The sequence below is a fragment of the Streptomyces violaceorubidus genome (genome assembly GCF_000717995.1).
Taxonomy (GTDB): Bacteria; Actinomycetota; Actinomycetes; order Streptomycetales; family Streptomycetaceae; genus Streptomyces; species Streptomyces violaceorubidus.
The window spans coordinates 1-24489 of record NZ_JODM01000036.1; the positions used below are offsets into that span (position 1 = coordinate 1).

Here is a 24489-nt window from a genome sequence, read left to right on the forward strand (position 1 = left end):
AGAGGCTCAAGCCGGGCCCACTGGCCATTCGTCAGATCCCCACGTCTCACAGGACGTGATCATCAACGAACAAGATCCACTTTCGCAACAGGCCCTAGAGCCAGGCCCCCGAGGGGCGTGCACAGCGATTCCGGAGGCGGACCGCGCCTCCGGAATCGACGTGTGTGCGCCCCGCTCCGTGCTCGTGCCCGGCCGTGGTGCGGCATCGGCGTGGCATTTCGGCCATTCGGTGCCGCGAATATGCCAGGAGACTGGCCGGAAATTCATGGTGACAGTGGTTCAGGAGTGAACATACTCACCCCTAGGGCCTTTCACACCATGCGACAGCGCCCTCACGCACAGCACACGAGCCGCACGGACGCGCCGCCCGACCGGCAGGCGGGCGTGACGGGGGAGGCTAGCAGTGCACGACGAGTTCCTGTGCCATGTCACCGCTTACGGTGTCTGTGACGGCCGGCGCATCGGTGTCCCCCTGGGCACCTACCGGGCTCCCACCCTCGCCCTGGCCCTGTGGTGGCTGCGGGACCGGGCCTCCTGGATCGCCGAGCGGCTGGATCCGCAGCCCGACACCCCTCACTTACCGCGCGGCGCGCTGACCCCCGTCGCCGACGACGCCCCCGACGTGCCGCGCACGCTGCGCACCTGGTGCGCCGACGACGCGCAGCAGGAGCTGGTCGCCGACGAGTTGGCCGCCGGGCACCTGGTGCGCATCGCGACCAGCGACGAGACCACCGAGTACGAGCTGATGGCCGAGTCCGTGGACGCCTTGCGCATGCAGCGGGCCGTCCCGCTCCTGGTCGTCCCCGTCGCCTGAGTCTCCCGGTACGCCGCACCGGCCCGCCTCAGGACCGGACCCGGACCCGTCCGCCCACCCACCGCGCGAGCAGCGCGCCCAGGAGCCCGGCGACCAGTCCCCACAGCACCGCGAGACCCACCGCACCCCACAGGCGCGGACGCAGGAACACCTGCCCGGACAGCCCGCCGCCCAGGTCGCCGATGCCGAGCACCGACAGCCCGTAGTGGGCCGAGATCCGGCCGACCAGTCCGACCGCGAGGACCGTGAGGCCCAGCGCGACGGCCATGTGCACGGCGTGCAGCCAGACCGGCAGCCGGGCCGGGGAGCGGGCCACCATGAGGAATCCGGCCGCCAGGACCAGGACCGCCGCGGCCACCACGAGCCACCACATCCGCCCGTCGCGCTCGGCGAGCGTGCCCACGTTCACGGTCGAGACGTCCGGCGTGCGCAGCACCTCGTCCAGCACCCGCGGCATCGGCAGCCCGAACGGCCCCTCCACGCGTCCGTTCCAGGTCGCCCCGAGGCCGATCGTGAGCGCGGGCCACGCCAGGTTCGGCAGCCCGAGCAGCAGCACCGCGAAGGTGTCCGCCGGACGGCCCCGCGTCCCGGCGACGACCAGGGCGACGACGACGCCGACGACCACGTACGCGAGCAGCAGCGCGGCCATCGCGTACGCGGCCGGCCGTACCGACGTCCGCAGCCGCGTCAGCCCCCCGGGCAGCGGCGCCCGGGGCGACACCAGCAGGGCCAGCACGAGCACTCCCGCCAGCCACAGCAGACCGAAGAGGACGGTCAGCGGCACGTCCGTGGTGAAACCGACCGTCGGACTCACCCCGAACAGGTCGCCGAGGTCGTTCAGCAGGCCCTCCCCGAGCGAGACCTCGAAGGTCTGCCGCGCGGCGAACGCCGTCCCGAGCAGGGCGAGCAGCCACAGCACGGCGATCCGCCCGGCCCAGCCGGCCAACTCCGCGGTACCGGCCACGGCCCGGTGGCGCAGCGGCCGCAGGAAGCCCCGGGCGATCACCAGCGCGCCGGTCAGGGTGACGGACAGCGGCATCACGGTCAGCCCGGCGTCGGTGGTCGCCAGCTCGCCCGCGTCGCCCGACATCTCCAGCGCGCCGCCCACGGCGGTGACGACGGTCGCCACCACGACCCGCGGGAAGGCGTGGTCGGGCAGGTCCGCGGCACCGGCCGCCCACAGCCCCAGCGCGGCCACGGCCCCCATGGCGACCAGCCCCGCCAGCACCGTGCCCAGAGCCTGCGCCCAGCCGTGGCGGGCGGCCCTCCGGGCGGAGTTCCCAGGAGGTCCGGGGGGCAGGGGAGGCACAGGAGGTACTGCGGGGGTTCGCGCACTCACGGGTGCCACGCTAGGCAGCCCCCGCCGGACACGCCCGCCGACAGGGCCGTCCGCGCCGGTCGAGCGGGGGCTCGGGGATGACCCGGCCGGGTCGGCGTTCAGCCCGCCCGCACGACCAGGGCGTAGTCGCCGAGGCCCAGCAGACGGTCGGCCGGCAGTTCGCCGCGGGTGGTGAAGAGCGCGAGGAGACGGGCCGTGCGGGTGTCGAACGCGACGTCCAGCACCGTGCCCCGCCCGGTGCCCGTGTCCGTGAGGATCCGCCGGCCCAGCAGGTCGTGAGGGGCCGGTGCCGGCTCGGTGGCGGCCGCCGACCGTACCCGGACGGCGCCGGGCCCGACCGTGCGCACCGCCTCCCAGGGCAGCGCCGTCTCCCCACCGAACCGGCTGCCCCGCCACCGGACATGGCTGACGGTCCAGGAGACGGCGTCGACGGCCAGGGACGTCACGGTGCCCAGTGCCCCGGCCCCGTCCGGCGGCAGCACCGGCAGGCCGCGCACCTCGGTGAACAGCATCACGGCAGCGACCCCGGCCGCGGGCCCGGCACCCCACCGACCAGTGCGGTGAAGCCGGGCAGGTCCTCCGCGACGTGCCGGACCGCGCCCTCGGGAAGCACCAGGGCCCGGCCGGTGACCGTGAGCGCCTCCCCGCGCGGCACGTACACCCGGCGCCGGTGACGGGTGGGGCCCGGCACGAACCTCCGGCTCGCCGCCACCCGGAAGCCGACGATCCGCCCGCCGGTGCCCCCCTCCACCACGACGTCCAGCACCGTTCCGATCTCCGCCCCCTCCTCGGTCAGCACCCGCGCCCCCAGCAGCCGGCCCCGCAGGTGCGTCCGGTGCGCCGTCATCGCCGCCGCGGTCACCAGGCACCGCCGGCCCCGGATCATCACCGCGTCGTGGCCCAGCGCGTAGACGGCCGACCACGGCAGGCCCTCCTTCAACGGGCCGGACAGCAGGCCCCGCCCCGTCAGGGTGAAACCGGTGATCCGGGCCGCGGCGGCGTCGCATACGGTGTCCTTGACCTGGGCGACGGCATCGCCGCCGAGCGTGACCACCGGCCGGGTGGTCAGGCTCCGTGCGGCCATCAGTTCGTTCATCGCACACCCTTCCCCACCCGCTCGCATCCCCCTGACGCACCCACGGGTTCCCCGCACGACTGTGACGATGCCCGCACTGCGAAGAGGCGGGGACTGCGCGGCGCGGCTCGGGGTACGAGGACAGGTGCAGCAGAGTCCGGCCAGTCCGGCTTCCGAGAGAGACACGCATGACCGAGTACCTGGACGGGGCAGTGATACCGACTGGTTTCGACGTACCCGTCGAACCGCTGAGGCGGGCGGCGCACTACTCCGGTGAGCCGGGATGCATAGCGCAGGCGCGTGCCTTCGCCGCGCTCTTCCTCGAACAGCTGAGGACCGAGTGGTGCGCCACGATCGGCCCCCGCGCCGACGGAGCGGTGCTCCTGGTGGTCAGCGAGCTGGTCACCAACGCCGACCGGCACAGCAGGGGGCCGTACATCCTGGAGCTGGAGGGCACCGGCAGCTCGGTGGAGGTGACCGTGTACGACAGCAGCGGCGCCGTGCCGCAGCGCTTCCCCCGGGACCCCGAGCGGATCGGCCGACACGGCCTGGAGATCGTGCACGCCCTGGTGGAGACGGTCGTCGTGGAACGTGTCCCGGTCGGCAAGCGCGTACGCGCCGTGGTGCCCCTCACCGAGGGGTGAAGGGCACCACCGTCACCGCCGGGCGGGGCTCAGGCGCACCCGAGTTCGCCCAGCATGCCCTCGCGCAGCCGGCCGATGATCCGCTTGATCAGCCGGGAGACGTGCATCTGCGAGCAGCCGAGCCGCTCGCCGATCTCCGCCTGGGTGGCCTCCTCCACGAACCGCAGGTGGATGATCCGACGGTCCCGCTCGCTCAGCTCGGCCATCAGCGGGGCCAGCGAGTGGAAGTCCTCGACGAGCCGCAGCCCGTCCTCCTCCACTCCGATGAAGTCGGCCAGGACCGACTCGCCGTTCTCCGGGCCGTCGCCGGTCAGGGCGGCGTCCAGCGAGGAGGAGTTGTAGCCGTTGGACGCGATCTGGCCCTCGATCACCTCGCTCTCGCCGATGTTCATCAGCGTGGCGAGTTCGGCGACGGTGGGCTCGCGGTCCAGGCGGGAGGAGAGCTCCTCCCGGGCCTTGGCCAGCTCCACCCGCAGCTCCTGGAGCCGCCGCGGCACGTGCACCGCCCAGGTGGTGTCCCGGAAGAAGCGCTTGATCTCGCCGACGATGTACGGCAGCGCGAACGAGGTGAACTCCACCTCGCGCGACAGCTCGAAGCGGTCGATGGCCTTGATCAGGCCGATCATGCCGGTCTGGACGATGTCCTCCATGTCGTCCCCGCGACCGCGGAACCGGCCCGCCGCGAACCGCACGAGCGACATGTTCATCTCGATCAGGGTGTTGCGCGCGTACTGGTACTCGTGCGTGCCCTCTTCGAGTTCCGCCAGGCGGCGGAAGAACTGGCGGGACAACTGACGCGCGTCGCGCGGGGCCACGGTCCGGGGGTTCACGACGTCCCGCGGCGACCCCTCACCCGTCCCGCTCCCGGCACTCTCCTCGACAACCCGCGCCTGCGGCCGGACCACGGCGGTCTCCATTGCCTCTCCCACGAAAGTCACGGTTCGACGTCTCCCTAGGCTTTTCCCGCTTGCGGGTACCCGGGCCGCGACGACCCATGCCACCCGGTTCCACAGGTGGCGCGATGCGTGTGCCGCGGCGTCTTCGCGGGGTGGTTTCGTCACCGTCAAGCCTAGTCCGGCGGGCAGCGCCCGGCACCCCGTATCGCCCCGTGAATTTCCCTGAGGGCGGAACGCCGACCCCTTCCGTGACACGGCCGGGACCCTAGGCTGGGGAGGTGACCAGCCACGTGCCGAACGAAGCCCGCGTCATCGCGCTGCGCCCACGGGCCGAGCGTCCCCCAGCGCGTCTCGCCGCCTCGCCGCTCCCCCCGGAGCGAAGGCCGCCCGCCGGGCGCGAGCCCCTGTGGCGCGACCTGGTCGGCGACGTGCTGCGGCGTGAACGCCTGGAGCAGGAGCGCACGCTCAAGGAGGTAGCGGAGGCCGCCCGGATCTCCATGCCCTACCTGTCGGAGGTGGAGCGCGGGCGCAAGGAGGCGTCCTCCGAGGTGCTGGCCGCCGCCGCGGGCGCCCTCGGACTGGGCCTGGGCGACCTGCTGGCCCGCGCCCAGGGCGAGCTGGTCCGCCTCGCCTCCCGGCACACCGGCGCGGGCCGCGGCACCTCCGGCTCGCGGTTCGACGGAATGTGCCTGGCCGCCTGAGGCCGCGCACGGGCCGGCGCCCCGCGCGGAGCGGGACGCCGGCCCGGACCCTCACACCCGCGCCAGGCGCCGGGCGAGCACCTCGTCGGCCAGCCCGTACGCCACCGCCTCCTGGGCGGTGAACACCTTGTCGCGGTCCATGTCCGCCCGCAGTGTCGCCACGTCGTGACGGGTGTGGCGGGCCAGCACCTCCTCCACCTGGGAGCGGATCCGCACCATCTCCTTGGCCTGCAACGCAAGATCGGAGACCGTCCCCTGCCGGCCGCCGCTGGCCGGCTGCCCCAGCAGGACCCGCGCGTGTTCGAGCACGAACCGCCGCCCGGGGTCCCCGCCCGCCAGCAGCACGGCCGCCGTGGAAGCCGCCTGCCCGACACAGAACGTCGAGATCGGGGCCTGCACGAAGGTCATCGTGTCGTAGATCGCCATCAGCGACGTGAACGAGCCGCCGGGGGAGTTGATGTAGACGGCGATCTCGCTCTCCGGGGCCGACGACTCCAGGTGCAGGAGCTGAGCGATCACGACATTGGCCACGCCGTCGTCGATCTCGGTCCCCAGGAAGATGATCCGCTCCGACAGCAGCCGGCTGAACACGTCGTAGGACCGCTCGCCCTGCGGGGTCCGCTCGACGACGTTCGGAATCGTGTAGCTCCCCATGTCACAGCCCCATCCGTCGCCTGGTGGCGGCCGGCCGCACGTCCGCGAGGGACCGCACGACCTGGTCCACCATTCCGTACTCCCTGGCCTCCTCGGCCGTGAACCAGCGGTCGCGGTCGCCGTCCCGGGAGATGGTCTCGGGGCTCTGACCGGTGTGCTCGGCGGTGATCCGCTCGATGGTCCGCTTGGTGAACTCCAGGTTGTCCGCCTGGATCTCGATGTCGGCCGTGGTGCCGCCGATGCCCGCCGACGGCTGGTGCATCATGATCCGCGCGTTCGGCAGCGCGTAGCGCTTGCCCGGCGTGCCGACGCTGAGCAGGAACTGCCCCATGCTGGCGGCGAACCCCATGGCGAGCGTCGAGACGTCGTTGGGGACCAGCCGCATCGTGTCGTAGATGGCGAGCCCCGCGTGCACGGAGCCGCCCGGGCTGTTGATGTAGAGGCTGATGTCGGTGCGCGGGTCCTGCGCGGACAGGATCAGCAGCTGGGCGCAGACCCGGTTCGCGGAGACCTCGTCGACCTGCGTGCCCAGCAGCACGATCCGCTGGTCGAGCAACTGCTCGGCGAGCCGGTCGTCGAACCGGGTCGCCGGGGTGTCGCCCTCCTCGGCCCTGGGCGGTCGGGGCGGGGCCGTCGCGGCGATGAGTGGAAGCATCGGCGCTCCTTGTCGAGTCGTGGTCGGCAGACCGGGACGGGCCGCGGCCGGTGGCGCCGCGGTCCCTCCACTTTCGGCCCGCATCGGCCCCCGACGGGGCTTTCTCTGCCCGCGGCAGATTCGCCACCGGCAGAGCGATGAGTTCCGTGCTCCGAGCCGGTCGACCGTGGTGACCGTGTTCCGCTCCCGGGAGGTACTCATGAGCACCGAAGGATTCACCACCTGTCTCTGGTTCGACGGCGTCGCCGAGGAGGCCGCCCACTTCTACGTCTCGACCTTCAAGAACTCCGGCATCGGCGCCGTCACCCGCTACCCCGAGGGAGCACCCCGGCCCGCGGGCTCGGTGCTCACCGTGGAGTTCACGGCCAACGGCCAGAAGTTCGTGGGCCTCAACGGCGGCCCGGAGTTCACGTTCAACGAGGCGATCTCCTTCCAGATCACCTGCGAGGACCAGGACGAGGTCGACCACTACTGGGCCCGGCTCACCGAGGGCGGCGGCGAGCACGGCCCCTGCGGCTGGCTCAAGGACCGGTTCGGTGTGTCCTGGCAGGTCGTCCCGCGCCGGCTGGAGGAGATGTTCCGCGACCCCGATCCGGCCAAGGTGGCGCGCGCCAACAAGGCCATGATGTCGATGAGCAAGCTCGACATCGCCGCGCTGGAGCAGGCGTACGCCGGGCAGTGACCCGCCGTCGGCGCGCGGGGTGGGGGCGGGATGGCTAGCGTGAGGAAGCAGACCGTATCCGGTCCTCCCGTCCCCCACAGTCCGAACCCTTTGTCCGCACAGGAGGCGGCAGTCATGGCCGTGCAACCCGAAGGGGCCCCTTGCTGGGCCGACGCGATGTTCACCGACGTCGAGGGGGCCAAGAGCTTCTACGGCGACGTCCTCGGCTGGACCTTCGGCGAGTCGTCGTCGGAGTTCGGCAACTACACCCAGTGCTACGCGGACGGCAAGGCGGTGGCCGCCGTGGTCCCGCCCCCGCCCGGCCACGAGGACCAGTCCCAGTGGTGCCTCTACTTCGCCTCACCGGACGCGGCGGCGACCGCCGACCGGATCCGCGAGGCCGGCGGGGAACTACTCCTCGAACCGATGCGGGTCGACGACTTCGGCACCATGTGCCTGGCCCGGGACCCCAGTGGGGTCGTCTTCGGCGTCTGGCAGGGCGGCACCCACGAGGGCTTCGAGGCCACGGCCGTGCCCGGCGCCTACTGCTGGGCGGAGGTCTTCACCCGCGAGCCCGCGAAGTCGGACGCCTTCTTCCCCGCGGTCTTCTCCTACCGGGCCAAGCAGATGCAGGACGACCAGGTGGACTTCCGCCTCTTCGACCTCGGCGACCGCACCGTCCTGGGCCGCATGGCCATGCCGGAGGACTTCCCGCCCGAGGTCCCGCCCTACATCAACGTCTACTTCACCGTCACCGACTGCGACGACGCCGTGGCCCGCGCCACGAAGCTCGGCGGCGTCCTGCGGTTCGGTCCGCTCACGACCCCCTTCGGCCGGTTCGCGGCACTGAGCGACCCGCAGGGCGCGAACTTCTCGGTGATCGACACCACGACCACCCAGGGGGACATGCCCACGGTCACGGACGTCGCCTGAACCCCGTCCGGAGAGCCCGCCGGGCCGTGGCATGATCGGACGCATGCGTGAACGAGCAGTGGCCGCGTGCGACGGGGCTTCGAAGGGAAACCCGGGTCCGGCCGGCTGGGCCTGGGTGCTGGCCGACGCGTCGGAGAACCCGGTCCGCTGGGAGGCCGGCCCGCTCGGCAGGACCACCAACAACGTCGCCGAACTCACGGCGCTGGAGCGCCTGCTGGCGTCGACCGACCCCGGCGTACCGCTCGAGGTCCGCATGGACTCGCAGTACGCCATGAAGGCCGTCACCACCTGGCTGCCGGGCTGGAAGCGCAACGGCTGGAAGACCGCCGCCGGCAAGCCCGTCGCCAACCAGGAGCTGGTCGTGCGCATCGACGAGTTGCTCGACGGCCGCTCGGTCGAGTTCCGTTACGTACCCGCCCACCAGGTCGACGGCGACCGGCTCAACGACTTCGCCGACCGCGCCGCCAGCCAGGCGGCCGTGGTCCAGGAAGCCGCGGGCAGCGGTCTCGGTTCGCCGGAGCCGCCGCCCGCGCCGGACGTTCCCGCGGCCCGCGGCAAGGCGCCGCGCCGGGCGTCGGGCGCGGCCCGCAAGGGCGGCGGCTCCTCGGCGCGGACCATCAAGGCGAAGTTCGCCGGGCGCTGCCTGTGCGGCCGCTCGTACGCGGCCGGCGAGCCCATCGCCAAGAACGACCAGGGCTGGGGCCACCCGGAGTGCCGCACGGTGGCCGCCGGGTAGGGCGCCGGACAAACCGCGCCCGCCCACGGCCGCGCGACACCGGCAGGCGGCCCCTCCCTTGTTACTCTGCGGTCCCGAATGACCGTTTTGAGTGCATACCAGGGGTGTGTGTGAAGGTCGCCTGCGTCGGCGGTGGGCCCGCCGGACTGTATCTGTCGATCCTGCTGAAGCGGCGGGACCCGTCCCACGACGTCACCGTCCTCGAGCGCGACCCGGAGGGCTCCACCTACGGCTGGGGCGTCACCTACTGGCGCGGACTGCTCGACCGCCTCCAGGAGCACGACCCCGAGTCCGCCCGCGCTGTCGAGGAGCACTCCGTGCGCTGGCGGGACGGCGTCGCCCACGTGGGCGACCTGGCCACCCGGCACCACGGTGACGAGGGCTTCGGCATCGGCCGCCACCGGCTGCTCGCGATTCTCGCCGCCCGCGCCCGCGAGCTGGGCGTACGCCTGGAGTACGAACACCAGGTCACCGGCGCGAACCCGCCCTCCGCCGACCTGGTGGTGGCGGCCGACGGGGCGGGCAGCGCCCTGCGCAACCGGCACGCCGAACACTTCGGCACCGAGATCACCGGCGGCCGCAATCCCTACGTGTGGCTCGGCACCACGAGGGTCTTCGACGCCTTCACCTTCGCCTTCGTCGAGACCGACCACGGCTGGATCTGGGCGTACGGCTACGGCTTCGGCCCCGAGGGCAGCACCTGCGTCGTCGAGTGCGCGCCGGCGACCTGGACCGGCCTGGGCCTGGACCGGGCCGACGAGGCCGAGAGGCTGGTCCTGCTGGAGAAGCTCTTCGCCGACGTGCTGGACGGACATCCGCTCACCGCGCGGTCCTCCGGCCGGACCGGCGCCCCGTGGCGCACCTTCCGCACCCTCACCAACCGCACCTGGTCCCGGGGCAACCTCGTCCTGCTCGGCGACGCCGCGCACACCACGCACTACTCCATCGGCGCGGGCACCACGCTCGCCCTGGAGGACGCCATGACGCTGTCGGCCGCGCTGCACGAGCGGGACACCCTCCCGGACGCCCTCGCCCACTACGAACGCGAACGCAGGGCGGCCCTGCTGCCGGTGCAGAGCGCGGCCCGGCTCAGCGCCCAGTGGTACGAGAACCTGCCCCGCTACGTCCGCCTGCCGCCCCGGGAGATGTTCGCCCTGCTCGGCCAGCGCCACTCGCCGCTGCTGCCGTACCTCCCGCCCCGCCTGTACTACCGGCTCGACCGGGTGGCCGGCCGACTGGAGACGCTGCGCCGGCTCAAGCGCACGCTGGGGCCCGCGATCGCGCGCACCGCCCAGGCCCGCAGGCTCGCCACCGGCGGGGGACCGGACCGCTCCAGCCGTCCCGACGCGCTGCCCGCGCACCGCGGATGACAGACTGACGGCATGGACGAGCGCACTTTCGGCAGGTCGGATCAGCACGCGTCGGTGATCGGCCTCGGCACCTGGCAACTGGGTGCCGACTGGGGAGACGTCGACGACAAGGAGGCCCTCGCGGTACTGGAGGCGGCGGCCGAGTCGGGGGTGACCTTCTTCGACACGGCCGACGTCTACGGCGACGGCCGCAGCGAACAGACCATCGCGACCTTCCTCGCGAGCAGGCCGGACCTGCACGTGCTGGTCGCCACCAAGATGGGCCGCCGGGTCGACCAGATCCCGCAGAACTACGTGCTGGACAACTTCCGGGAGTGGAACGACCGCTCCCGCCGCAACCTCGGCGTCGACCGCCTCGACCTGGTGCAGCTGCACTGCCCGCCGACGCCCGTCTACTCCAGCGACGAGGTGTTCGACGCCCTGGACACCCTGGTCGAGGAGGAGCGCGTCGCCGCGTACGGCGTCAGCGTGGAGACCTGCGAGGAGGCGCTCACCGCGATCGCCCGGCCGAACGTGGCCAGCGTGCAGATCATCCTCAACCCCTTCCGCATGAAGCCCCTGCGCGAGGTCCTGCCCGCCGCGCGCGAGGCGGGCGTCGGCATCATCGCCCGGGTGCCGCTCGCGTCCGGGCTGCTGTCGGGCAAGTACACCGCGGACACCGTCTTCGCGGCGAACGACCACCGGAACTTCAACCGGCACGGCGAGGCCTTCGACCAGGGCGAGACCTTCTCCGGCGTCGACTTCGCCAGCGGGGTCCAGGCCGCGGCCGAGTTCGCCGCGCTCGCCCCGCAGGGGTACACCCCGGCCCAACTGGCGCTGCGCTGGATCATCCAGCAGCCCGGCGTGACGAGCGTGATCCCGGGCGCCCGTACGCCCGAGCAGGCTCGCGCCAACACGGACGCCGCCCGGCTGCCGGAGCTGTCCGACGACACCCTCGCGGCGATCCGCGACCTCTACGACCGCCGCGTCAAGGACCAGGTCGAGGGCCGCTGGTAGGAGGTCGGCGGGCGACGCGCCCCGGCCTCACGGGACCAGGAGCAACTGCCGTTCCCGCTCCTGGTCGCCCGAGGCCGCTCCGTCGTCGCGCGCGGTGAAGGCGCGGGACAGTGTCTCGCCGGCCGCCTCCACGGCCTGCGGCGTGCCCTGGACGGTGACCGTCACCGGCGCGGACAGCGCGTCGCCCGCTGCCCGCGGGGACACGTCCGCCGCCCGCGGGGTGCCCGGTGAGCCGAAGGTCGCGGTGCGCACCGTAGCCCCCTCGTCGGCGGGCGGGCCGTCGGACGTCCCGAAGACGCCCTCCAGGACACGGACGATCGCCCGCGCGTCGTCGATGCCGCCGCCGTCGAGCGTCACGGTGAGCTGAGTGTCGGACATCCTTCGCCTTCCTTGCCGCGCGTCGTTCGTCCCGGCCCGTGTAACCGCCCCCCGATCACCCAAACCGGGCGTCACCGCCCCCGCCCGGCGCCTGAGTACGGGGATCCCGGGAACAGGGAAGGGGACGCAGGCGACTTCGAACGGGAGGAAGACGTGACGCACTCGGGCTCGGAACCGGCCGAGGGACAGGTCCGACGCAGGGGCCGCAACGAGACCGAGGAGGAGCGGGCGGACCGGATGTGGACGGAGCTGATCCAGGAGGTCCGCGTCGCGCAGATGGGCGTGCAGATCCTCTTCGGCTTCCTGCTCACGGTCGTGTTCCAGCCGAAGTACGAGAGCCTCTCGGACACCGATCAGACGATCTACCTGATCACGGTGGTCCTCGGTGCCGTCACGACCGGCGCGCTGATCGGCCCGGTGTCCCTGCACCGCCTCGTCTCCGGACGGCGGGTGAAGCCCCAGGCGGTGCGGTGGGCGTCCCGGCTGACCGTGCTCGGCCTGGTGCTCCTGCTCGCCACGACGGCCTGCTCGCTGCTGCTGATCCTGCGCGTCGCGACCCACGACGGCTTCGTGCCGTACCTCGTCACCGGCGTGGTGCTCTGGTACCTGCTGTGCTGGTTCGGCATCCCGCTGTGGACCCGGCACCGCCACACGGCCCGCTGAGGCGGCGCGGCCCGCGTGCCGCGGCACTCCCGCGGCACGCGGGGGTCGGCCCTGTGCGGTCGGCCTCCGCGCACAGACCTCCCGCCCTCAGCGCTCCGCCCTCAGCGCTCCGCCGTCAGCCTTCCGCCGTCAGCTCCGCGAGGAAGTCGTCGACGCATACCCGCTCCCGCCCCGGCCGGACCACCGAGTGCGTCTCGCGCAGGAAGGATTCGACAGCCGCGGTCCACACGAACACCACGGCACGGTGGCGGTCCCCGTCGGCTCTGTGGTCGCCCAGCAGTTCGATGCGCAGCTCGTCCCACATGCCCCGCGACTCCGGCCGCAGCCGCACGTCGCCGACGCCCACCGCTCGGGTGAGCCCCTCGGTGACCATCTCACGGTCCAGCACCCAGCGGGCCAGTACCCGCCCGTCGTGACTGAAGACCACGGTGAGAGCGAACGGGTCCGCCGCCTCGTACCCGAGGTGGGCGAGCACGGGGAACCGGTCGGCGGTGTCGCCCGCCTGGAGCTGCACGACCAGGGTCTGGTGCACGGCGGTGTTCACGGGGACCTCCAGGAGGACGGACGTAGGGACTCCTAGTACCCCGCACACCGGCAAGATGCTCAGTCATCCGGGTGATTCGCCCGCCCCCGGGTTTCAGTCGCGGCCGAACTCCTCGCGCAACGCGGGCAGCAGGGTCTTCTCCGACCAGTCCAGGAAGGCCGGTTGCGACTCGCCGCCGATCTGCACCAGGGCGATCTCGGTGAACCCGGCCTCGACGTACGGGCGTACGGCCGACACGAAGGCGTCCGGGTCGTCGCCGCAGGGGATGGACTCGGCGACGTCGTCGGGCGTCACGAACTGGGTGGCCGCCTCGAAGGAGTCCGGGTGCGGCAGTTCGGAGTTGACCTTCCAGCCGCTGCCGAACCAGCGGAACTGCGCGTGGGCCCGCTTGATCGCCGTGTCCCGGTCGGGGTCGTAGGACACGGGCAGCTGGCCCACGCGCGGCTTGCCCGTTCCGCCGTGCCGGTCGAAGGACTCCAGCAGCCCCGCCTTCGGCTCGGTGGCGATCACCAGGTCGGCGGACTCGCCCGCCAGCTTGCAGGAACGCTCGCCCGAGGCGGCGATGCCGATGGGCGGCGCGCTGTCCGGCAGGTCCCACAGCCGGGCCGACTCCACGTCGAAGTGCGTGCCGCGGTGGTTGACGTGGCCGCCCGCGAACAGCCCGCGGATGATCTCCACGGCCTCCTGGAGCATCTCGTGCCGTACGTCGACGGACGGCCAGCCGCCGCCCACCACGTGCTCGTTGAGGTTCTCGCCCGAGCCGAGCCCCAGCCGGAACCGGCCCTCGGACAGCAATTGCAGCGTCGCCGCCTTCTGCGCCACCACCGCGGGGTGGTAGCGGAACGTCGGACACGTCACGTACGTCATCAGCCCGATGCGGGAGGTCGCCTGCGCCGCGGCGCCCAGCACGCTCCACGCGTAGGGAGCGTGGCCCTGCGCGCGCAGCCAGGGGAAGTAGTGGTCCGAGGTCACCGAGAAGTCGAACCCCACCTCCTCGGCCCGCACCAGATGGCCGACGAGGTCCCGAGGGCCGGCCTGCTCGGTCATCATCGTGTATCCGATGTGTGCCATGTCGGCCGAGTCCCCGCCCGGCCCGAGGGAAAACAGGGGGAAACGGGGCGTAAGGGATCGGGGAGCATCCTCCCGGAAGGCGGCGAGGAAGCCGAAGCGCGCGGCCCGGGCGCAGTCGGAGGCGCCCCGGCGGCCGAGCAGGTCACCGCGATCCGGGTGCCAGGCGCGGGCGGCCCGGCGGGGCGTCCTCCCCGGACCGGCGGACCGGCGGACCCGGTTCCTCTCGTGCTGGACGACCTCGAACAGGTCTCCGGCCCGGTCCGGCGTCAGCGCAGACCGAAACGGTCCGCCCACACCGCCATGTCGGCCACCGTGGCATTGCCCCCGCACACCACGAGCCCGATCCGGGCGTCGCCGCCCACCCGCTCCACCACCCGCCGCGCCGCCGGGATCAGACAGCCGGCGGCGGGCTCGGTCCATACCTTGGCGTGCTCGGCGAGCGCCAGCGAACCCCGCACCGCCTCCCGGTCCGGCACCACGAGGACGTCGGTGACCAGCTCCGACACATGGTCGTACGTCACCTGGGAGACGGCCGGCGCACTGAGCGTGGTGACGATGGAGGACAGGGGCACCGCGAGCGGACCGCCCGCCGCGAGCGCCCGGGACATGGCCTCGGCGCCCTCGGTCTCCACGCCCCAGACCCGCACCCCGGGTCGCAGCGCGCGCAGCGCCGCCGCCACGCCCGCGATCAGCCCACCGCCACCGATGCTCACCAGCACGTCGGTGAGGTCCGGGGCATCCGCGGCGAACTCCAGTCCCACGGTGCCCTGTCCCGCGATCACCACCGGGTCGTCGAAGGGGTGGACCAGGGTCAGCCCCTCCTCACGGAGCCGGGCGACGAGCGCGAAGGCACTGTCCATGCCGTCGGTGAGCCGCACCACCGCGCCGGCCTCCTCCGCGATCTCCACGGAACGGGCCGGTGCCGTGCGCGGCATGACCACCGTGGCCTTCACGTCGAGGGCGGCGGCCATCACCGCCACCGCGATGCCGTGGTTGCCGCCGCTGACCGCGACGACACCGGCGGCGCGCTCGGCCTCGGTCAGCGACAGCAGCTTCGCCGTGGCACCGCGCGCCTTGAACGAGCCGGTGCGCTGGAGCAGCTCCAGCTTCGCGGTGACCGGGACGCCGAGCAGCGCGGACAGCCCCGGCGCGGGCACGGTCGGGGTGCGTACGACATGTCCGGCGATCCGCTCGGCCGCGGCTTCGATCTCCGTGATCCCGATCAAGGCACTCTTCCTTCCGGCGCGGGCGGTGATCCGCGCCCCTTCGCACCCTTTCGCGCGACGCCCCCAAGGTCAACACGGATCCCGCAAGGGTAGGAGGGGCGCTCAGTGCTGCTGCGTCTTCTGCGGCGTCGCCTCGCTCGGCCGTACGACGACGAAGCCCTCGCCCTGGAGCACCAACTGGACCGCCTCGCCCGAGCCGCCGCGCAGCATCGAGCCGATCGACTGCGAACGGTGCAGGGAGGTCGAGAGCCCCGCGGACCAGCCGACGATCGCGTCCGTGTCGACGTGGACCGGGTACTGGTGCGAGACCGGGATGACCAGCGGATTGCCCTCGCACACCAGGCCCAGTCCGCCGTGCCCGGTGAAGACGCTGTTGAACAGTCCGCCGCCGGCGATGCCCGAGCCCTTGACGGTGGCGATGCGGTAGGACAACGAGGCGTCGAAGCACAGGACGTTGCGGCCGTTGACGGTGAACTCGTCTCCCGGCTCCACCTCGACGATGAAGCAGTTCTGGGCCTCGTTCGCGAACCAGGCCTCGCCCTGTCCGCGCACCGCCATCAGCGGCAGCCCCTCGCCGGTGACCGCGCGCTTGAGCATGCCGCCCACGCCCTGGCCCTTGCGCTCGAACTGGAGACTGCCCCGGTAGGCGATCATCGCGCCCTGCCGGGCGAGCATCTCACCGTTCACCGCGTAACGGATGCACTTGGAGTTCTCGACGGTCATGCCCGGCGCCGTGGCGGGCTGCACCATGTGCTCGCTGGAAAAGAGGTCACCCTTCATGACGGCATCCTGTCCCGGAGCGTTCCGTTCCGCCAAGATCGGGTGCCGGCGCCAGGGTTCAGCCGCCGAAGAGCTGCGTCCAGTACGTGCCCGCCCGGCCGCCGCCGGCCAGGCCGACACCGATGTGGGTGAAGTCGGCCTTGAGGATGTTGGCCCGGTGCCCCGGGCTGTTCATCCAGCCCTCGACCACGTCCGCGGGGGAGCGCTGGCCGCAGGCGATGCTCTCGCCGACCTTGCCGCCGTCGTCCGTGACCAGCGCCGCCACGTCGAAGCCGCCGGGCGCCCGGATGCTCACGGGGCCGCCCGGCAGAGGGACGTTGCCCCCGGGGACCAAGTCGCTCATCGTGCCGCCCTGTGTCGTGGTGCGCGCTCCGGGTACCGGTGCCGGGTCAACGTGCGTCCGGCGGCGAGGGTTCCCGGGGCCCGGCTCAGTGCGACGACGTCGGCTCCACGGCGACGAGGCCCTGCCGGTGGGCGACCGCGACCGCCTCCGTACGGCTGGCCGCGTTCAGCTTGGCGAGGATGTTGGACACGTGGACGCTCGCCGTCTTGGCGCTGATGAACAGTTCCTCGCCGATCCGGCGGTTGCTGTGCCCCAGCGCGAGCAGCCGCAGGACGTCCTGCTCACGGGCGGTCAGCGCCGCCGTGCCCGCCGCGGCCGGTGCCGTGCCGGTGAGCCGGCCGCGGCGGGCCAGGTCGTCGAGCCGCTCGCGCAGCACCGTCGCGCCGAGCCGGTCGGCCTCCCGGCGTACGGCGTCGGCCTCGGCGGCGGCCTCCTCGCGGCGGTCGGCGGCCAGCAGCGCCTCGGCCAGCCGCAGCCTGCATCGCGCGCGTTCGTAGGCGTCGCCGTACGTGAAGGCGGCCACCGCCCTCTCCCAGGCCGCTGGGTCCGGCCCGGTGCCGGCGACCCGGGACCACTCGGCCTCCGCGCGCGCCAGCCACGCCTGGCCCTCCGGGCCCTGCGGGACGTCGTCGTAGCCGTGCGCGGCCGACCAGCGGGCGTCGGCCAGCAGTTCGGCCGCCGTGTCCGACCAGCGGGCCACCCCGGCGTCGTCCCCGGCCCGGCGCAGCTCGGTCACGGTGTCGGCGACGGCGGACAGCGCGAGGGTCGCCAGACGGAGGGTCACGGTGGGCCGCGTGCCCGCCTCGGTGAGCGTCTCGACGCTGGAGCGCATCCACCGCACCGCGTCCTCCGCGTCCCCGCGCAGCGCCGCCGCGTCGGTCAGCACCACCCCGGCGACCATCCGGGCCATCCAGTCGAACGGCCCGCTCAACAGGGCGCGGGCCCGCTCGGCCACCCCCGAGTCGCCGCGCGCCAGCGCCACGTACAGCCCCGGCCCGAGGGCGTGGCCGTCCACGGCCGACCGCTTCCCGGCGTCCTCGGCCAACTCGCGCAGCACCTCGTCCCAGTGGCCCAGCGTGTACCGCACCAGCAGCCGCAGGTACCGCATCTCCCGCGGGTACGGCGAGGACAGCAGACCGGAGCGGCGGGCCCGGTCCAGGCCCTCCGACGCCCAGGGCAGGCACGCCTCCAGGTCACCGGACTCGAAGCAGCCGATGGCGAGGTTGAACAGCGCCCGCAGCTCCACCGGCGCGTTGCCCGCCCGCCGTGCCAGCTCGCGTGCCTCAAGGAGCCGCTCCCGGCCCTCGGGGGTGGCGCGGTTGTGGCCCTCCAGGCTCGTCAGGGAGATCAGCAGATCGGCGCGGGCGTCGGTGACCTCCAGCTCCTCGGCGACCGTCAGCGCCCGGCGGGCCACCCGCAGCGCCGTCTCGTTCTCCCCGACCTGGCGGGCCGCCGTCACATGCGTGGCCGCCGCCCACACCCAGGTCGCGGAGGGCGGCTCGGCGGGGATCAGGCCCAGCGCCTCGCTGCTGTAGGCGTACGCGGACTCCAGGTTGTCGACGCTCAGCAGATTGCCGGCCAGGGTGTAGCGGACGCGGGCGGCCAGCTCCAGGTCCGCGTCCTGGCCGAGGCCGGCCAGCGCGGAGCGGGTGAGGGAGACCGCGCGGTGCAGTTCACCGGCGTGCACGGCGGCGGCCGAGGCGCGCAGGGTCAGCGTCACCGCGTCGGGTCCGGCGGGCCGCGCGGCGGTGTCGACCGCCGACCACAGGTCCAGTGCCGCCTCGACGTGCCGCAGCTCCTCGGCGGGGGCGCCGATGCGCTGGGCGTGGTCGGCGGCCTCCAGGGACGCGGCGAGCGCCTCCGGCAGGTCGTGGCTCTCGCGGTAGTGGTGCGCGCGCTCGGCCGCGTGGTCCGACCTGCGGTCCGCACCGGCGAGCAGCCGGGCGAAGGCGCCGTGCAGCCGGGCCCGTTCACCGGGCAGCAGGTCGGCGTAGACCGCCTCCCGGGCGAGGGCGTGGCGGAAGGAGTAGGTGTCCCCGTCGGAGGAGACCAGCAACTGCCGCTCCACCGCCTCGCGCAGCGCCGACTCCAGCTCCTGCTCGGGCAGCCCGACGGCGTCCCGCAGCAGGTCGTGCCCGACCCGGCGGCCCGCCACGGCGGCGGTGCGCAGCACCTGTTGGGCGGTCTCGGACAGCTGCTCGAAGCGGATGAGCAGCACGTCGGCCAGCCCGCTGGGGACGCCTCCGGCCGGCGCGTCCGTGGCGGCGACCAGCTCCTCGGCGTAGAAGGCGTTGCCCTCGGCCCGTTGGACGATCCGGCGCACGGTGGTGTCCGGCAGTTGCCGCCGGCGCAGCGAGCGCACCAGCCGGGCCACGTCGGCGTCCGGCAGCGGCCGCAGCTCCAGGCGCTCCACGCCGGGCAGGCGCACCAGCTCGGCCAGCAGCGGGCGCAGCGGATGGCGGCGGTGCAGGTCGTCCGCCCGGTACGAGGCGAACAGCGCGAGCCGGTGGCCGGGCGCCCCGCCCGCCGGGCGTTGCAGGACGCCCCGGCTGAGCAGGAACCTCAGCAGGTCCCGGGAGGACTGGTCGGCCCAGTGCAGGTCCTCCAGGACCAGCAGGAGCGGTGCGACCTCCGTCAGGTCGCTCAGCAGGGTGGCCACGCCCTCGAACAGCCGCAGCCGCGAGGGCGCGGCGTCGGCCCCCTCGTCCGGGCCGCCGCCGAGCAGCCGGGAGGCCACCGGATGCCGGGCCAGTACGGCGGCGAACCGCTCGTCGGCGGCGAGCACGCCCAGGACCTCGGTGAACGGCAGATACGGCAGGCCCACGTCGCCCAGGTCCACGCAGTGACCGGTGAGCACCGTCGTCCCGGCAGCGGCGGCCCGCCCGGCGACCTCGTCCAGGGTCCGGGTCTTGCCGACCCCGGCGTCCCCGGCGACCAGGACCGCGCGGGCCTCACCGGCGCGGGCGCGGTCCAGGACGCCGGTGAGACGCGCGAGTTCGTCCTCGCGGCCGACGAGCGGGCTGGTGAGTGAGGTCTGCGGCACGCCGCCCATCCTGACACGCGGGTCCGACAGCGGGCCTCCGGGTTTCGGGCCCCCTCCGCCCACCCGTCCCGCGGGCCGTCCGCCCCGCCTCCGTACGCGGGCCACGAGGGGGCGCTCAACGGCTCGGCACCGTCGACGCCCACGGCCGGGTACGCCTCTTCCCGGTTCGGCGACGCGATCTGCGCCGCACCCGGCCCGGGGCCCGGCCCGGACGCCCGGGTGCCGGATCGGCCGAGGGGCGGCGTGCCGGAGCGGCGGCGGACGGGTCAGCGGTGGAGGAAGGCCGCCCAGTCCGCCGGTACGCGGCCGGCCGGACCCGGGGTCGGCTGGTCGTCCGGGTGGCTGCCGGGCGGGGCCAGGTCGGGCCCGGACGCGCGCACCTCGTTGGTCGCGTAGTCCCAGTACCAGTCCTCACCCGGCTCGAAGCTCTGCACCACCGGGTGCCCGGTGGACCGGTAGTGGCCGGTGGCGTGCTGTCCCGGCGAGCTGTCGCAGCAGCCGACGTGGCCGCAGCTCGCACAGCGCCGCAGATGGAACCACCAGCCGCCGACCGCGTCGCACTCGGCGCAGCCCGCTCCGCTCGGCGGGACGGTGGGGTCGATTCCGGTGTCGTCGGTCATACCGGCTCCTCGCTCGGATCGGTCGGATCGGTGGGCTCGGTCGGATCGGTGGGATCCTTCGAAGCGGTGGGGGCGGCGGGCTCCGCCGGTTCGGCGGGTCTGCCCGCATCGGCCGCATCGGCCGCATCGGCCGGGTCTGCCTGGTCCGGGTCCGTGGCGGTCAGCGGCAGGAGCACCTGGAAACGGGTGTCGCCCGGCACGGACTCGACCTGGAGGCTGCCGTGGTGCTTGTCGACCACGATCCGCCAGGAGATGTCCAGCCCGAGCCCGGTGCCCTCGCCCACCGGTTTGGTGGTGAAGAACGGGTCGAAAACGCGCTCCCGGATCTCCGGCGCGATCCCGCTGCCGGTGTCCCTGAACTCCACCAGCAGCCGGTCGTGGTGGAGCGCGGTCCGTACGGTCAGCGTCCCTTCGCCCCCCGCGTCGTTCACCGCGCCGACCGCGTTGTCGATCAGGTTGGTCCACACCTGGTTCAGCTCCGCCGGATACGCCGGTACCCGCGGGACCGTGCGGTCGTAGTCCTTGACGACCGCGATCCGCGGTCCGATCTTCCCGGAAAGCATCAGCAGGGTGCTGTCGAGGAGTTCGTGGACGTCGACCGTGCGGTGGGGCGCCCGGTCCAGCTGCGCGTACTGCTTGGCGGCGTCCACCAGGTGCGAGATACGGGCGGTGGAGTCCGCGATCTCGTTCATCAGCAGCTCGGTCTCGACCGTGTAGTTGAGCCAGCCGACCGCTCCCGGCAGGATCTCCGCGTCCACGGCCGCCGCGACCTGCTCCAGCCACTCGGTGTCCAGACCGGCCTGCACGAAGGTCGGCGCCAGCCGCCAGCCCTGCTCGATCCCGTGGTCCTCCAGCCAGTCGCCGAGGGCGTCCTCCCGGTCGGCGGCCTCCAGCGGGCTGAGCGAGGGCGCCTTGGCCACCCGCTCCGCCGTGCGCTCCTGTATCTCGATGAGCCCCGCGAGCACGTCCCGGGAGAACGGGCCTTCCGCGATCACCGCGAGCTTGTGCCGCATCTTCGCCACCCGCTCCCGCAGCGTCGAGGTGGCCCGCACCGCCGCCGCCGCCGGGTTGTTCAGCTCGTGGGTGAGACCCGCCGACAGCGAGCCCAACGCCAGCAGCCGCTCGCGCTGGCCGATGGCGCGCTGGGTGTTCTTGGACCCGAAGAACAGCCCCTCCAGCAGATGCACCGCCATCGGGAACCACTCCCGCATGACCGCCGCGAACGTGTCCGCCGGGAGCACGAAGAACCGCGTCGGCTCGGTGACCCGCATCGAGTTGTTGTAGACCTGCGGCACCCGGTCGCCGACGTACGCCTGCATCGCGCCCGCGTACACCCCGCGCTGCGAGGTGCGGTTGGTCTCCACCTCGTCCCCGCCCACCCGGCGGGTCAGCACGACCGTCCCCTCCAGCATCACGTAGAAGCAGGTGGCGTCCTCGCCCTCGGTGTACACCGGCCCGGGGTCGAACAGCTCCACCCGGCCCTCGGCGCACAGCCGGCCCAACTGCTCGGGCGTCAGCTTCTCGAAGAGGAACAGCTTCCCGATCTCCCCGGGGCTGCACGGCATCCGCCGGCCGCTCACGACTGCTCCAGGTACCGGTGGACGAGCATCACGGCCATGGCTCCCTCTCCGACGGCGGACGCGACCCGCTTGGCCGACTCCGCGCGGGCGTCGCCCGCCACGAACACGCCAGGGACGCTGGTCTCCAGGTGGTACGGCGGCCGGTCCAGCTCCCAGCCCGCCGGCGGCCGCCCGTCGGGGGTGAGGTCGGGCCCGGCGAGGATGAACCCGCGCTCGTCCCGCAGCACCGTGCCGTCCAGCCAGTCGGTCAGCGGGGCCGCACCGATGAACACGAACAGCCACTGCGCGTCCACGAGTTCCGTGGCGCCGCTGACCGCGTCGCGCAGCGTCAGCCGCTCCAGGTGGCCGTCGCCGTGCGCGCCCTCGACGAGGGTGCCGCAGCGCACCCGGATGTTGGGCGTCTCCTCGATCTGCTGGATCAGGTAGTACGACATCGACGCCGCCAGCGAGTCGCCGCGCACCAGCAGCGTCACGGACTTGGCGCCCCGGGCCAGGTACATCGCCGCCTGCCCGGCGGAGTTGGCACCGCCGACGATGTACACGTCGTGGCCCTGGCAGGAGGCCGCCTCGGTCAGTGCCGAGCCGTAGAAGACCCCGCAGCCGGCCAGGTCCTCGGTGCCCGGGGCGGTCAGCTGCCGGTAGGACACGCCGGTGGCCAGGATGACGCTGTGCGCGGCGATCTCCGAGCCGTCCGAGAACCGGACCACGCGCGCCGCGCCGTTCGCCTCCAGGCCGGTCACCTCGCGCGCGGTGAGGATCTCGGCGCCGAACTTCGCCGCCTGACGCCGGGCCCGCTCGGTGAGCTGGCCGCCGGAGACGCCGTCGGGGAAGCCGAGGTAGTTCTCGATGCGGGAGCTCTGCCCGGCCTGACCGCCGGTCGCCGACCGCTCCACCAGCACCGTCCGCAGCCCTTCCGAGGCCCCGTACACGGCCGCGCCCAGCCCCGCCGGGCCGCCGCCGATCACCACCAGGTCGTAGAAGTCGGCCGTCGGCGTGGTCGCCAGGCCCACCCGCGCGGCCAGGTCGGGCGCCTCCGGCTCCACCAGCGGGGTCCCGTCCGGCGTGATCACCACCGGGAGCCGCTGCCCGTCCTGCCCGGCCGCCGACAGCAGCCGCCGTCCCTCCGGCTCGTCCGCGGAGTACCAGCGGTAGGGCACCTGGTTGCGGGCCAGGAACTCCCTTACCTCCGAGGACCGCGCCGACCAGCGGTGCCCGACGACCTTGGTGCTGGGCACCGGCCGGTGGTCGCCGGTGCGCCAGGCCTGGAGCAGGTCGTCCAGGACCGGATACAGCTTCTCCTCGGGCGGGTCCCAGGGCTTGAGCAGGTAGTGGTCCAGATCGACGACGTTGATCGCGTCGATCGCCGCGCCGGTGTCCGCGTACGCCGTCAGCAGCACCCGCCGGGCGCCCGGATACACGTCCAGGGCCTGTTCGAGGAACTCGATGCCGTTCATCCGGGGCATCCGGTAGTCGGCCAGGATCACGGCCACCAGGTCGCCGCGCAGCTTCAGTTCCCGCAGCGCGTCGAGCGCCGACTCGCCGGACTCCGCGCGCACGATCCGGTACGTGGCGCCGTAGCGCCGCCGCAGATCGCGGGCGACGGCGCGGGAGACCCCCGGATCGTCGTCCACGGTCATGATGACGGTCCGTGTCTCCCCGTCGGCCTGTGCCATACGTCCCCCACGTCGAGCGGCCGGGTTCACGGCACGGCGTCCCCGTCACCGCACCGGCCTGCGGCCATCGTATGTTCGATCGCGGGTCCTCGCTCGGGCGGCGGCACGCGGTCGGCGGCCGTCCGCTCCCCCCGCGCGGCCGTGAGGAGGAATTGGGGAAGACTGGGCTCCGAGAACGACGTTCCCGCGACCCAGGGAGGGACCCGCATGACGCGCCCGATCACGGCAGGCTCGGACGGTTCGGAGGAGAGCCTGGCCGCACTGGCCTGGGCGGCGAGGGAGGCGGTCCGCCGCCGGGCCCCGCTGCACGTGGTGCACGCCTGGCGGTTCCAGGGGCAGGGCGCGGCCGGCCCGGTGGACCGGGAGACGCAGGAGGGGTGGGCGCGCGAGGCCCTCGCCCGGGCGGTCGCGACGGTCACCGAGCGGCACCCCGGCCTCGCGGTGACCACCGACGTCCGCGAGGGCGACGCCGTGGCGGCCCTGCTGGCCGCCGCGGCCGACGCCGAGACGCTGGTCCTCGGCTCGCGGGGCCACGGCGCGGTGGTCGGGTTCCTGCTCGGTTCGGTCGGTCAGCAGGTGATCGCCGAGGCGCCCCGGCCGGTCGTCCTCGTCCGGGCGGACGACGAGGCCGCCGCCGAAGCCGGGGGCCGCGAGGTCGTCGTGGGCCAGCAGGGAGAGCCGGAGGACAGCGCCGACGTCATCGGGTTCGCCTTCGAGGCGGCCGCCGCCCGGGGCGCCACCGTGCGCGCCGTGCGGGCCTGGACCCTGCCGACCGTCTTCACCTACAGCCCCGGCTCGATGGCCCTCGCCGACGAGGCCGGGGGTCTGGAGCAGTACGAGCACAAGGCGCTCGGCGAGGCGCTCGCACCGTGGCGCGAGCGCTTCCCCGACGTTGCGGTGGTCGAGCACGTGGAGATGGGCAGCGCGGGCCAGGTGCTGCTGTCGGTGTCCGCGAACGCCCAGCTGATGGTCGTCGGCCGCCGCGCCCGCCGGACGGCGGTCGGCGCCCGGATCGGCTCGGTGGCGCACGGGGTGCTGCACCACGCCGAGTGCCCGGTGGCGGTGGTGCCGCACAGCTGAGCGGCCACCGCGCC

26 protein-coding genes are annotated in these 24489 nt (G+C 73.5%); 10 read left to right on the plus strand and 16 right to left on the minus strand.

Annotated features, from left to right (window positions below):
* Positions 1 to 403: 403 nt before the first annotated feature.
* Positions 404 to 814, plus strand: a complete 411-nt coding sequence (locus tag IE94_RS0130105) for a hypothetical protein (RefSeq protein ID WP_030190495.1) — start codon at positions 404 to 406, stop codon at positions 812 to 814.
* Positions 815 to 842: 28 nt separating this feature from the next.
* Here IE94_RS0130105 and IE94_RS0130110 read toward each other — a convergent pair whose 3' ends face one another.
* The 3 genes from IE94_RS0130110 to IE94_RS0130120 form a co-directional block, all read right to left on the minus strand.
* A complete protein-coding gene (locus IE94_RS0130110) occupies positions 843 to 2123 on the minus strand; it encodes a streptophobe family protein (RefSeq protein ID WP_245235336.1) in 1281 nt (426 codons plus the stop codon).
* Positions 2124 to 2251: 128 nt separating this feature from the next.
* The gene (locus IE94_RS0130115; RefSeq protein ID WP_030190499.1) at positions 2252 to 2668 is read right to left on the minus strand and encodes a PRC-barrel domain-containing protein; all 417 of its coding nucleotides are present in this window, start codon (positions 2666 to 2668) and stop codon (positions 2252 to 2254) included.
* A complete protein-coding gene (locus IE94_RS0130120; RefSeq protein ID WP_030190501.1) occupies positions 2665 to 3249 on the minus strand; it encodes a PRC-barrel domain-containing protein in 585 nt (194 codons plus the stop codon). The genes IE94_RS0130115 and IE94_RS0130120 overlap by 4 nt, the downstream gene beginning before the upstream one ends.
* A gap of 167 nt (positions 3250 to 3416) precedes the next feature.
* Between IE94_RS0130120 and IE94_RS0130125 the strand changes: the two genes are divergently transcribed.
* Entirely contained in the window at positions 3417 to 3872 is a 456-nt protein-coding gene (locus IE94_RS0130125; RefSeq protein WP_030190503.1) for an ATP-binding protein, read from the plus strand.
* A 29-nt stretch (positions 3873 to 3901) separates the two neighbouring features.
* On the opposite strand, the gene IE94_RS0130130 is transcribed toward IE94_RS0130125, so the two are convergent.
* Complete coding sequence (locus IE94_RS0130130; protein ID WP_030190505.1) at positions 3902 to 4789, minus strand: RNA polymerase sigma factor SigF; 888 nt, start codon at positions 4787 to 4789, stop codon at positions 3902 to 3904.
* 257 nt (positions 4790 to 5046) lie between these two features.
* Between IE94_RS0130130 and IE94_RS0130135 the strand changes: the two genes are divergently transcribed.
* Positions 5047 to 5469 (plus strand): helix-turn-helix domain-containing protein, encoded by a 423-nt coding sequence (locus tag IE94_RS0130135; RefSeq protein WP_030190507.1) that lies wholly within the window; start codon positions 5047 to 5049, stop codon positions 5467 to 5469.
* Positions 5470 to 5520: 51 nt separating this feature from the next.
* Here the strand turns inward: IE94_RS0130135 and IE94_RS0130140 are convergent, their stop codons facing one another.
* Positions 5521 to 6123, minus strand: coding sequence for a ClpP family protease (locus tag IE94_RS0130140; protein WP_030190509.1), 603 nt, complete (start codon positions 6121 to 6123; stop codon positions 5521 to 5523).
* Position 6124: 1 nt separating this feature from the next.
* Complete coding sequence (locus IE94_RS0130145; protein WP_030190512.1) at positions 6125 to 6778, minus strand: ATP-dependent Clp protease proteolytic subunit; 654 nt, start codon at positions 6776 to 6778, stop codon at positions 6125 to 6127.
* 199 nt (positions 6779 to 6977) lie between these two features.
* Here IE94_RS0130145 and IE94_RS0130150 point away from each other — a divergent pair, with 199 nt between their 5' ends.
* From IE94_RS0130150 to IE94_RS0130170, 5 genes are all read left to right on the plus strand, one after another.
* The gene (locus tag IE94_RS0130150; protein WP_030190516.1) at positions 6978 to 7460 is read left to right on the plus strand and encodes a VOC family protein; all 483 of its coding nucleotides are present in this window, start codon (positions 6978 to 6980) and stop codon (positions 7458 to 7460) included.
* A gap of 114 nt (positions 7461 to 7574) precedes the next feature.
* On the plus strand, positions 7575 to 8372 hold the full coding sequence (locus IE94_RS0130155) for a VOC family protein (RefSeq protein WP_030190518.1): 798 nt from the start codon (positions 7575 to 7577) through the stop codon (positions 8370 to 8372).
* A gap of 31 nt (positions 8373 to 8403) precedes the next feature.
* On the plus strand, positions 8404 to 9108 hold the full coding sequence (locus IE94_RS0130160; RefSeq protein ID WP_030190520.1) for a ribonuclease H family protein: 705 nt from the start codon (positions 8404 to 8406) through the stop codon (positions 9106 to 9108).
* A gap of 110 nt (positions 9109 to 9218) precedes the next feature.
* On the plus strand, positions 9219 to 10478 hold the full coding sequence (locus IE94_RS0130165) for an FAD-dependent monooxygenase (RefSeq protein WP_209441098.1): 1260 nt from the start codon (positions 9219 to 9221) through the stop codon (positions 10476 to 10478).
* Positions 10479 to 10490: 12 nt separating this feature from the next.
* Entirely contained in the window at positions 10491 to 11474 is a 984-nt protein-coding gene (locus tag IE94_RS0130170) for an aldo/keto reductase (protein ID WP_030190522.1), read from the plus strand.
* A 27-nt stretch (positions 11475 to 11501) separates the two neighbouring features.
* On the opposite strand, the gene IE94_RS0130175 is transcribed toward IE94_RS0130170, so the two are convergent.
* The gene (locus IE94_RS0130175) at positions 11502 to 11852 is read right to left on the minus strand and encodes a hypothetical protein (protein WP_030190526.1); all 351 of its coding nucleotides are present in this window, start codon (positions 11850 to 11852) and stop codon (positions 11502 to 11504) included.
* A 237-nt stretch (positions 11853 to 12089) separates the two neighbouring features.
* Here IE94_RS0130175 and IE94_RS0130180 point away from each other — a divergent pair, with 237 nt between their 5' ends.
* Positions 12090 to 12515, plus strand: a complete 426-nt coding sequence (locus IE94_RS0130180) for a DUF6328 family protein (RefSeq protein ID WP_245235338.1) — start codon at positions 12090 to 12092, stop codon at positions 12513 to 12515.
* A gap of 115 nt (positions 12516 to 12630) precedes the next feature.
* Here IE94_RS0130180 and IE94_RS0130185 read toward each other — a convergent pair whose 3' ends face one another.
* The 9 genes from IE94_RS0130185 to IE94_RS0130225 all read right to left on the minus strand — a co-directional run bounded on the left by IE94_RS0130185 (position 12631) and on the right by IE94_RS0130225 (position 23395).
* Positions 12631 to 13059: an SsgA family sporulation/cell division regulator gene (locus IE94_RS0130185; RefSeq protein ID WP_030190532.1), complete on the minus strand. Its 429-nt coding sequence runs from the start codon at positions 13057 to 13059 to the stop codon at positions 12631 to 12633.
* A 93-nt stretch (positions 13060 to 13152) separates the two neighbouring features.
* Positions 13153 to 14130 (minus strand): LLM class F420-dependent oxidoreductase, encoded by a 978-nt coding sequence (locus IE94_RS0130190; RefSeq protein WP_030190534.1) that lies wholly within the window; start codon positions 14128 to 14130, stop codon positions 13153 to 13155.
* A 266-nt stretch (positions 14131 to 14396) separates the two neighbouring features.
* Complete coding sequence (locus tag IE94_RS0130195; RefSeq protein ID WP_030190536.1) at positions 14397 to 15356, minus strand: threonine/serine dehydratase family protein; 960 nt, start codon at positions 15354 to 15356, stop codon at positions 14397 to 14399.
* Positions 15357 to 15458: 102 nt separating this feature from the next.
* Positions 15459 to 16136 (minus strand): AIM24 family protein, encoded by a 678-nt coding sequence (locus IE94_RS0130200; protein ID WP_030190537.1) that lies wholly within the window; start codon positions 16134 to 16136, stop codon positions 15459 to 15461.
* A gap of 58 nt (positions 16137 to 16194) precedes the next feature.
* The gene (locus tag IE94_RS41760) at positions 16195 to 16479 is read right to left on the minus strand and encodes a CAP domain-containing protein (RefSeq protein WP_030190539.1); all 285 of its coding nucleotides are present in this window, start codon (positions 16477 to 16479) and stop codon (positions 16195 to 16197) included.
* An 85-nt stretch (positions 16480 to 16564) separates the two neighbouring features.
* Positions 16565 to 19531, minus strand: coding sequence for an ATP-binding protein (locus IE94_RS0130210; RefSeq protein ID WP_030190542.1), 2967 nt, complete (start codon positions 19529 to 19531; stop codon positions 16565 to 16567).
* A gap of 257 nt (positions 19532 to 19788) precedes the next feature.
* Positions 19789 to 20142: a UBP-type zinc finger domain-containing protein gene (locus IE94_RS0130215; protein ID WP_030190545.1), complete on the minus strand. Its 354-nt coding sequence runs from the start codon at positions 20140 to 20142 to the stop codon at positions 19789 to 19791.
* The gene (locus IE94_RS0130220) at positions 20139 to 21722 is read right to left on the minus strand and encodes an ATP-binding protein (protein ID WP_078606615.1); all 1584 of its coding nucleotides are present in this window, start codon (positions 21720 to 21722) and stop codon (positions 20139 to 20141) included. Before IE94_RS0130220 ends, IE94_RS0130215 begins: the two co-directional genes overlap by 4 nt.
* Positions 21719 to 23395 carry an NAD(P)/FAD-dependent oxidoreductase gene (locus IE94_RS0130225; protein ID WP_030190553.1) on the minus strand — a complete coding sequence of 559 codons (1677 nt, stop codon included), beginning with the start codon at positions 23393 to 23395 and terminating at the stop codon, positions 21719 to 21721. The genes IE94_RS0130220 and IE94_RS0130225 overlap by 4 nt, the downstream gene beginning before the upstream one ends.
* A gap of 207 nt (positions 23396 to 23602) precedes the next feature.
* On the opposite strand from IE94_RS0130225, the gene IE94_RS0130230 reads away from it, so the two are divergent.
* Entirely contained in the window at positions 23603 to 24475 is an 873-nt protein-coding gene (locus IE94_RS0130230) for a universal stress protein (RefSeq protein ID WP_030190554.1), read from the plus strand.
* Positions 24476 to 24489 lie beyond the last annotated feature (14 nt).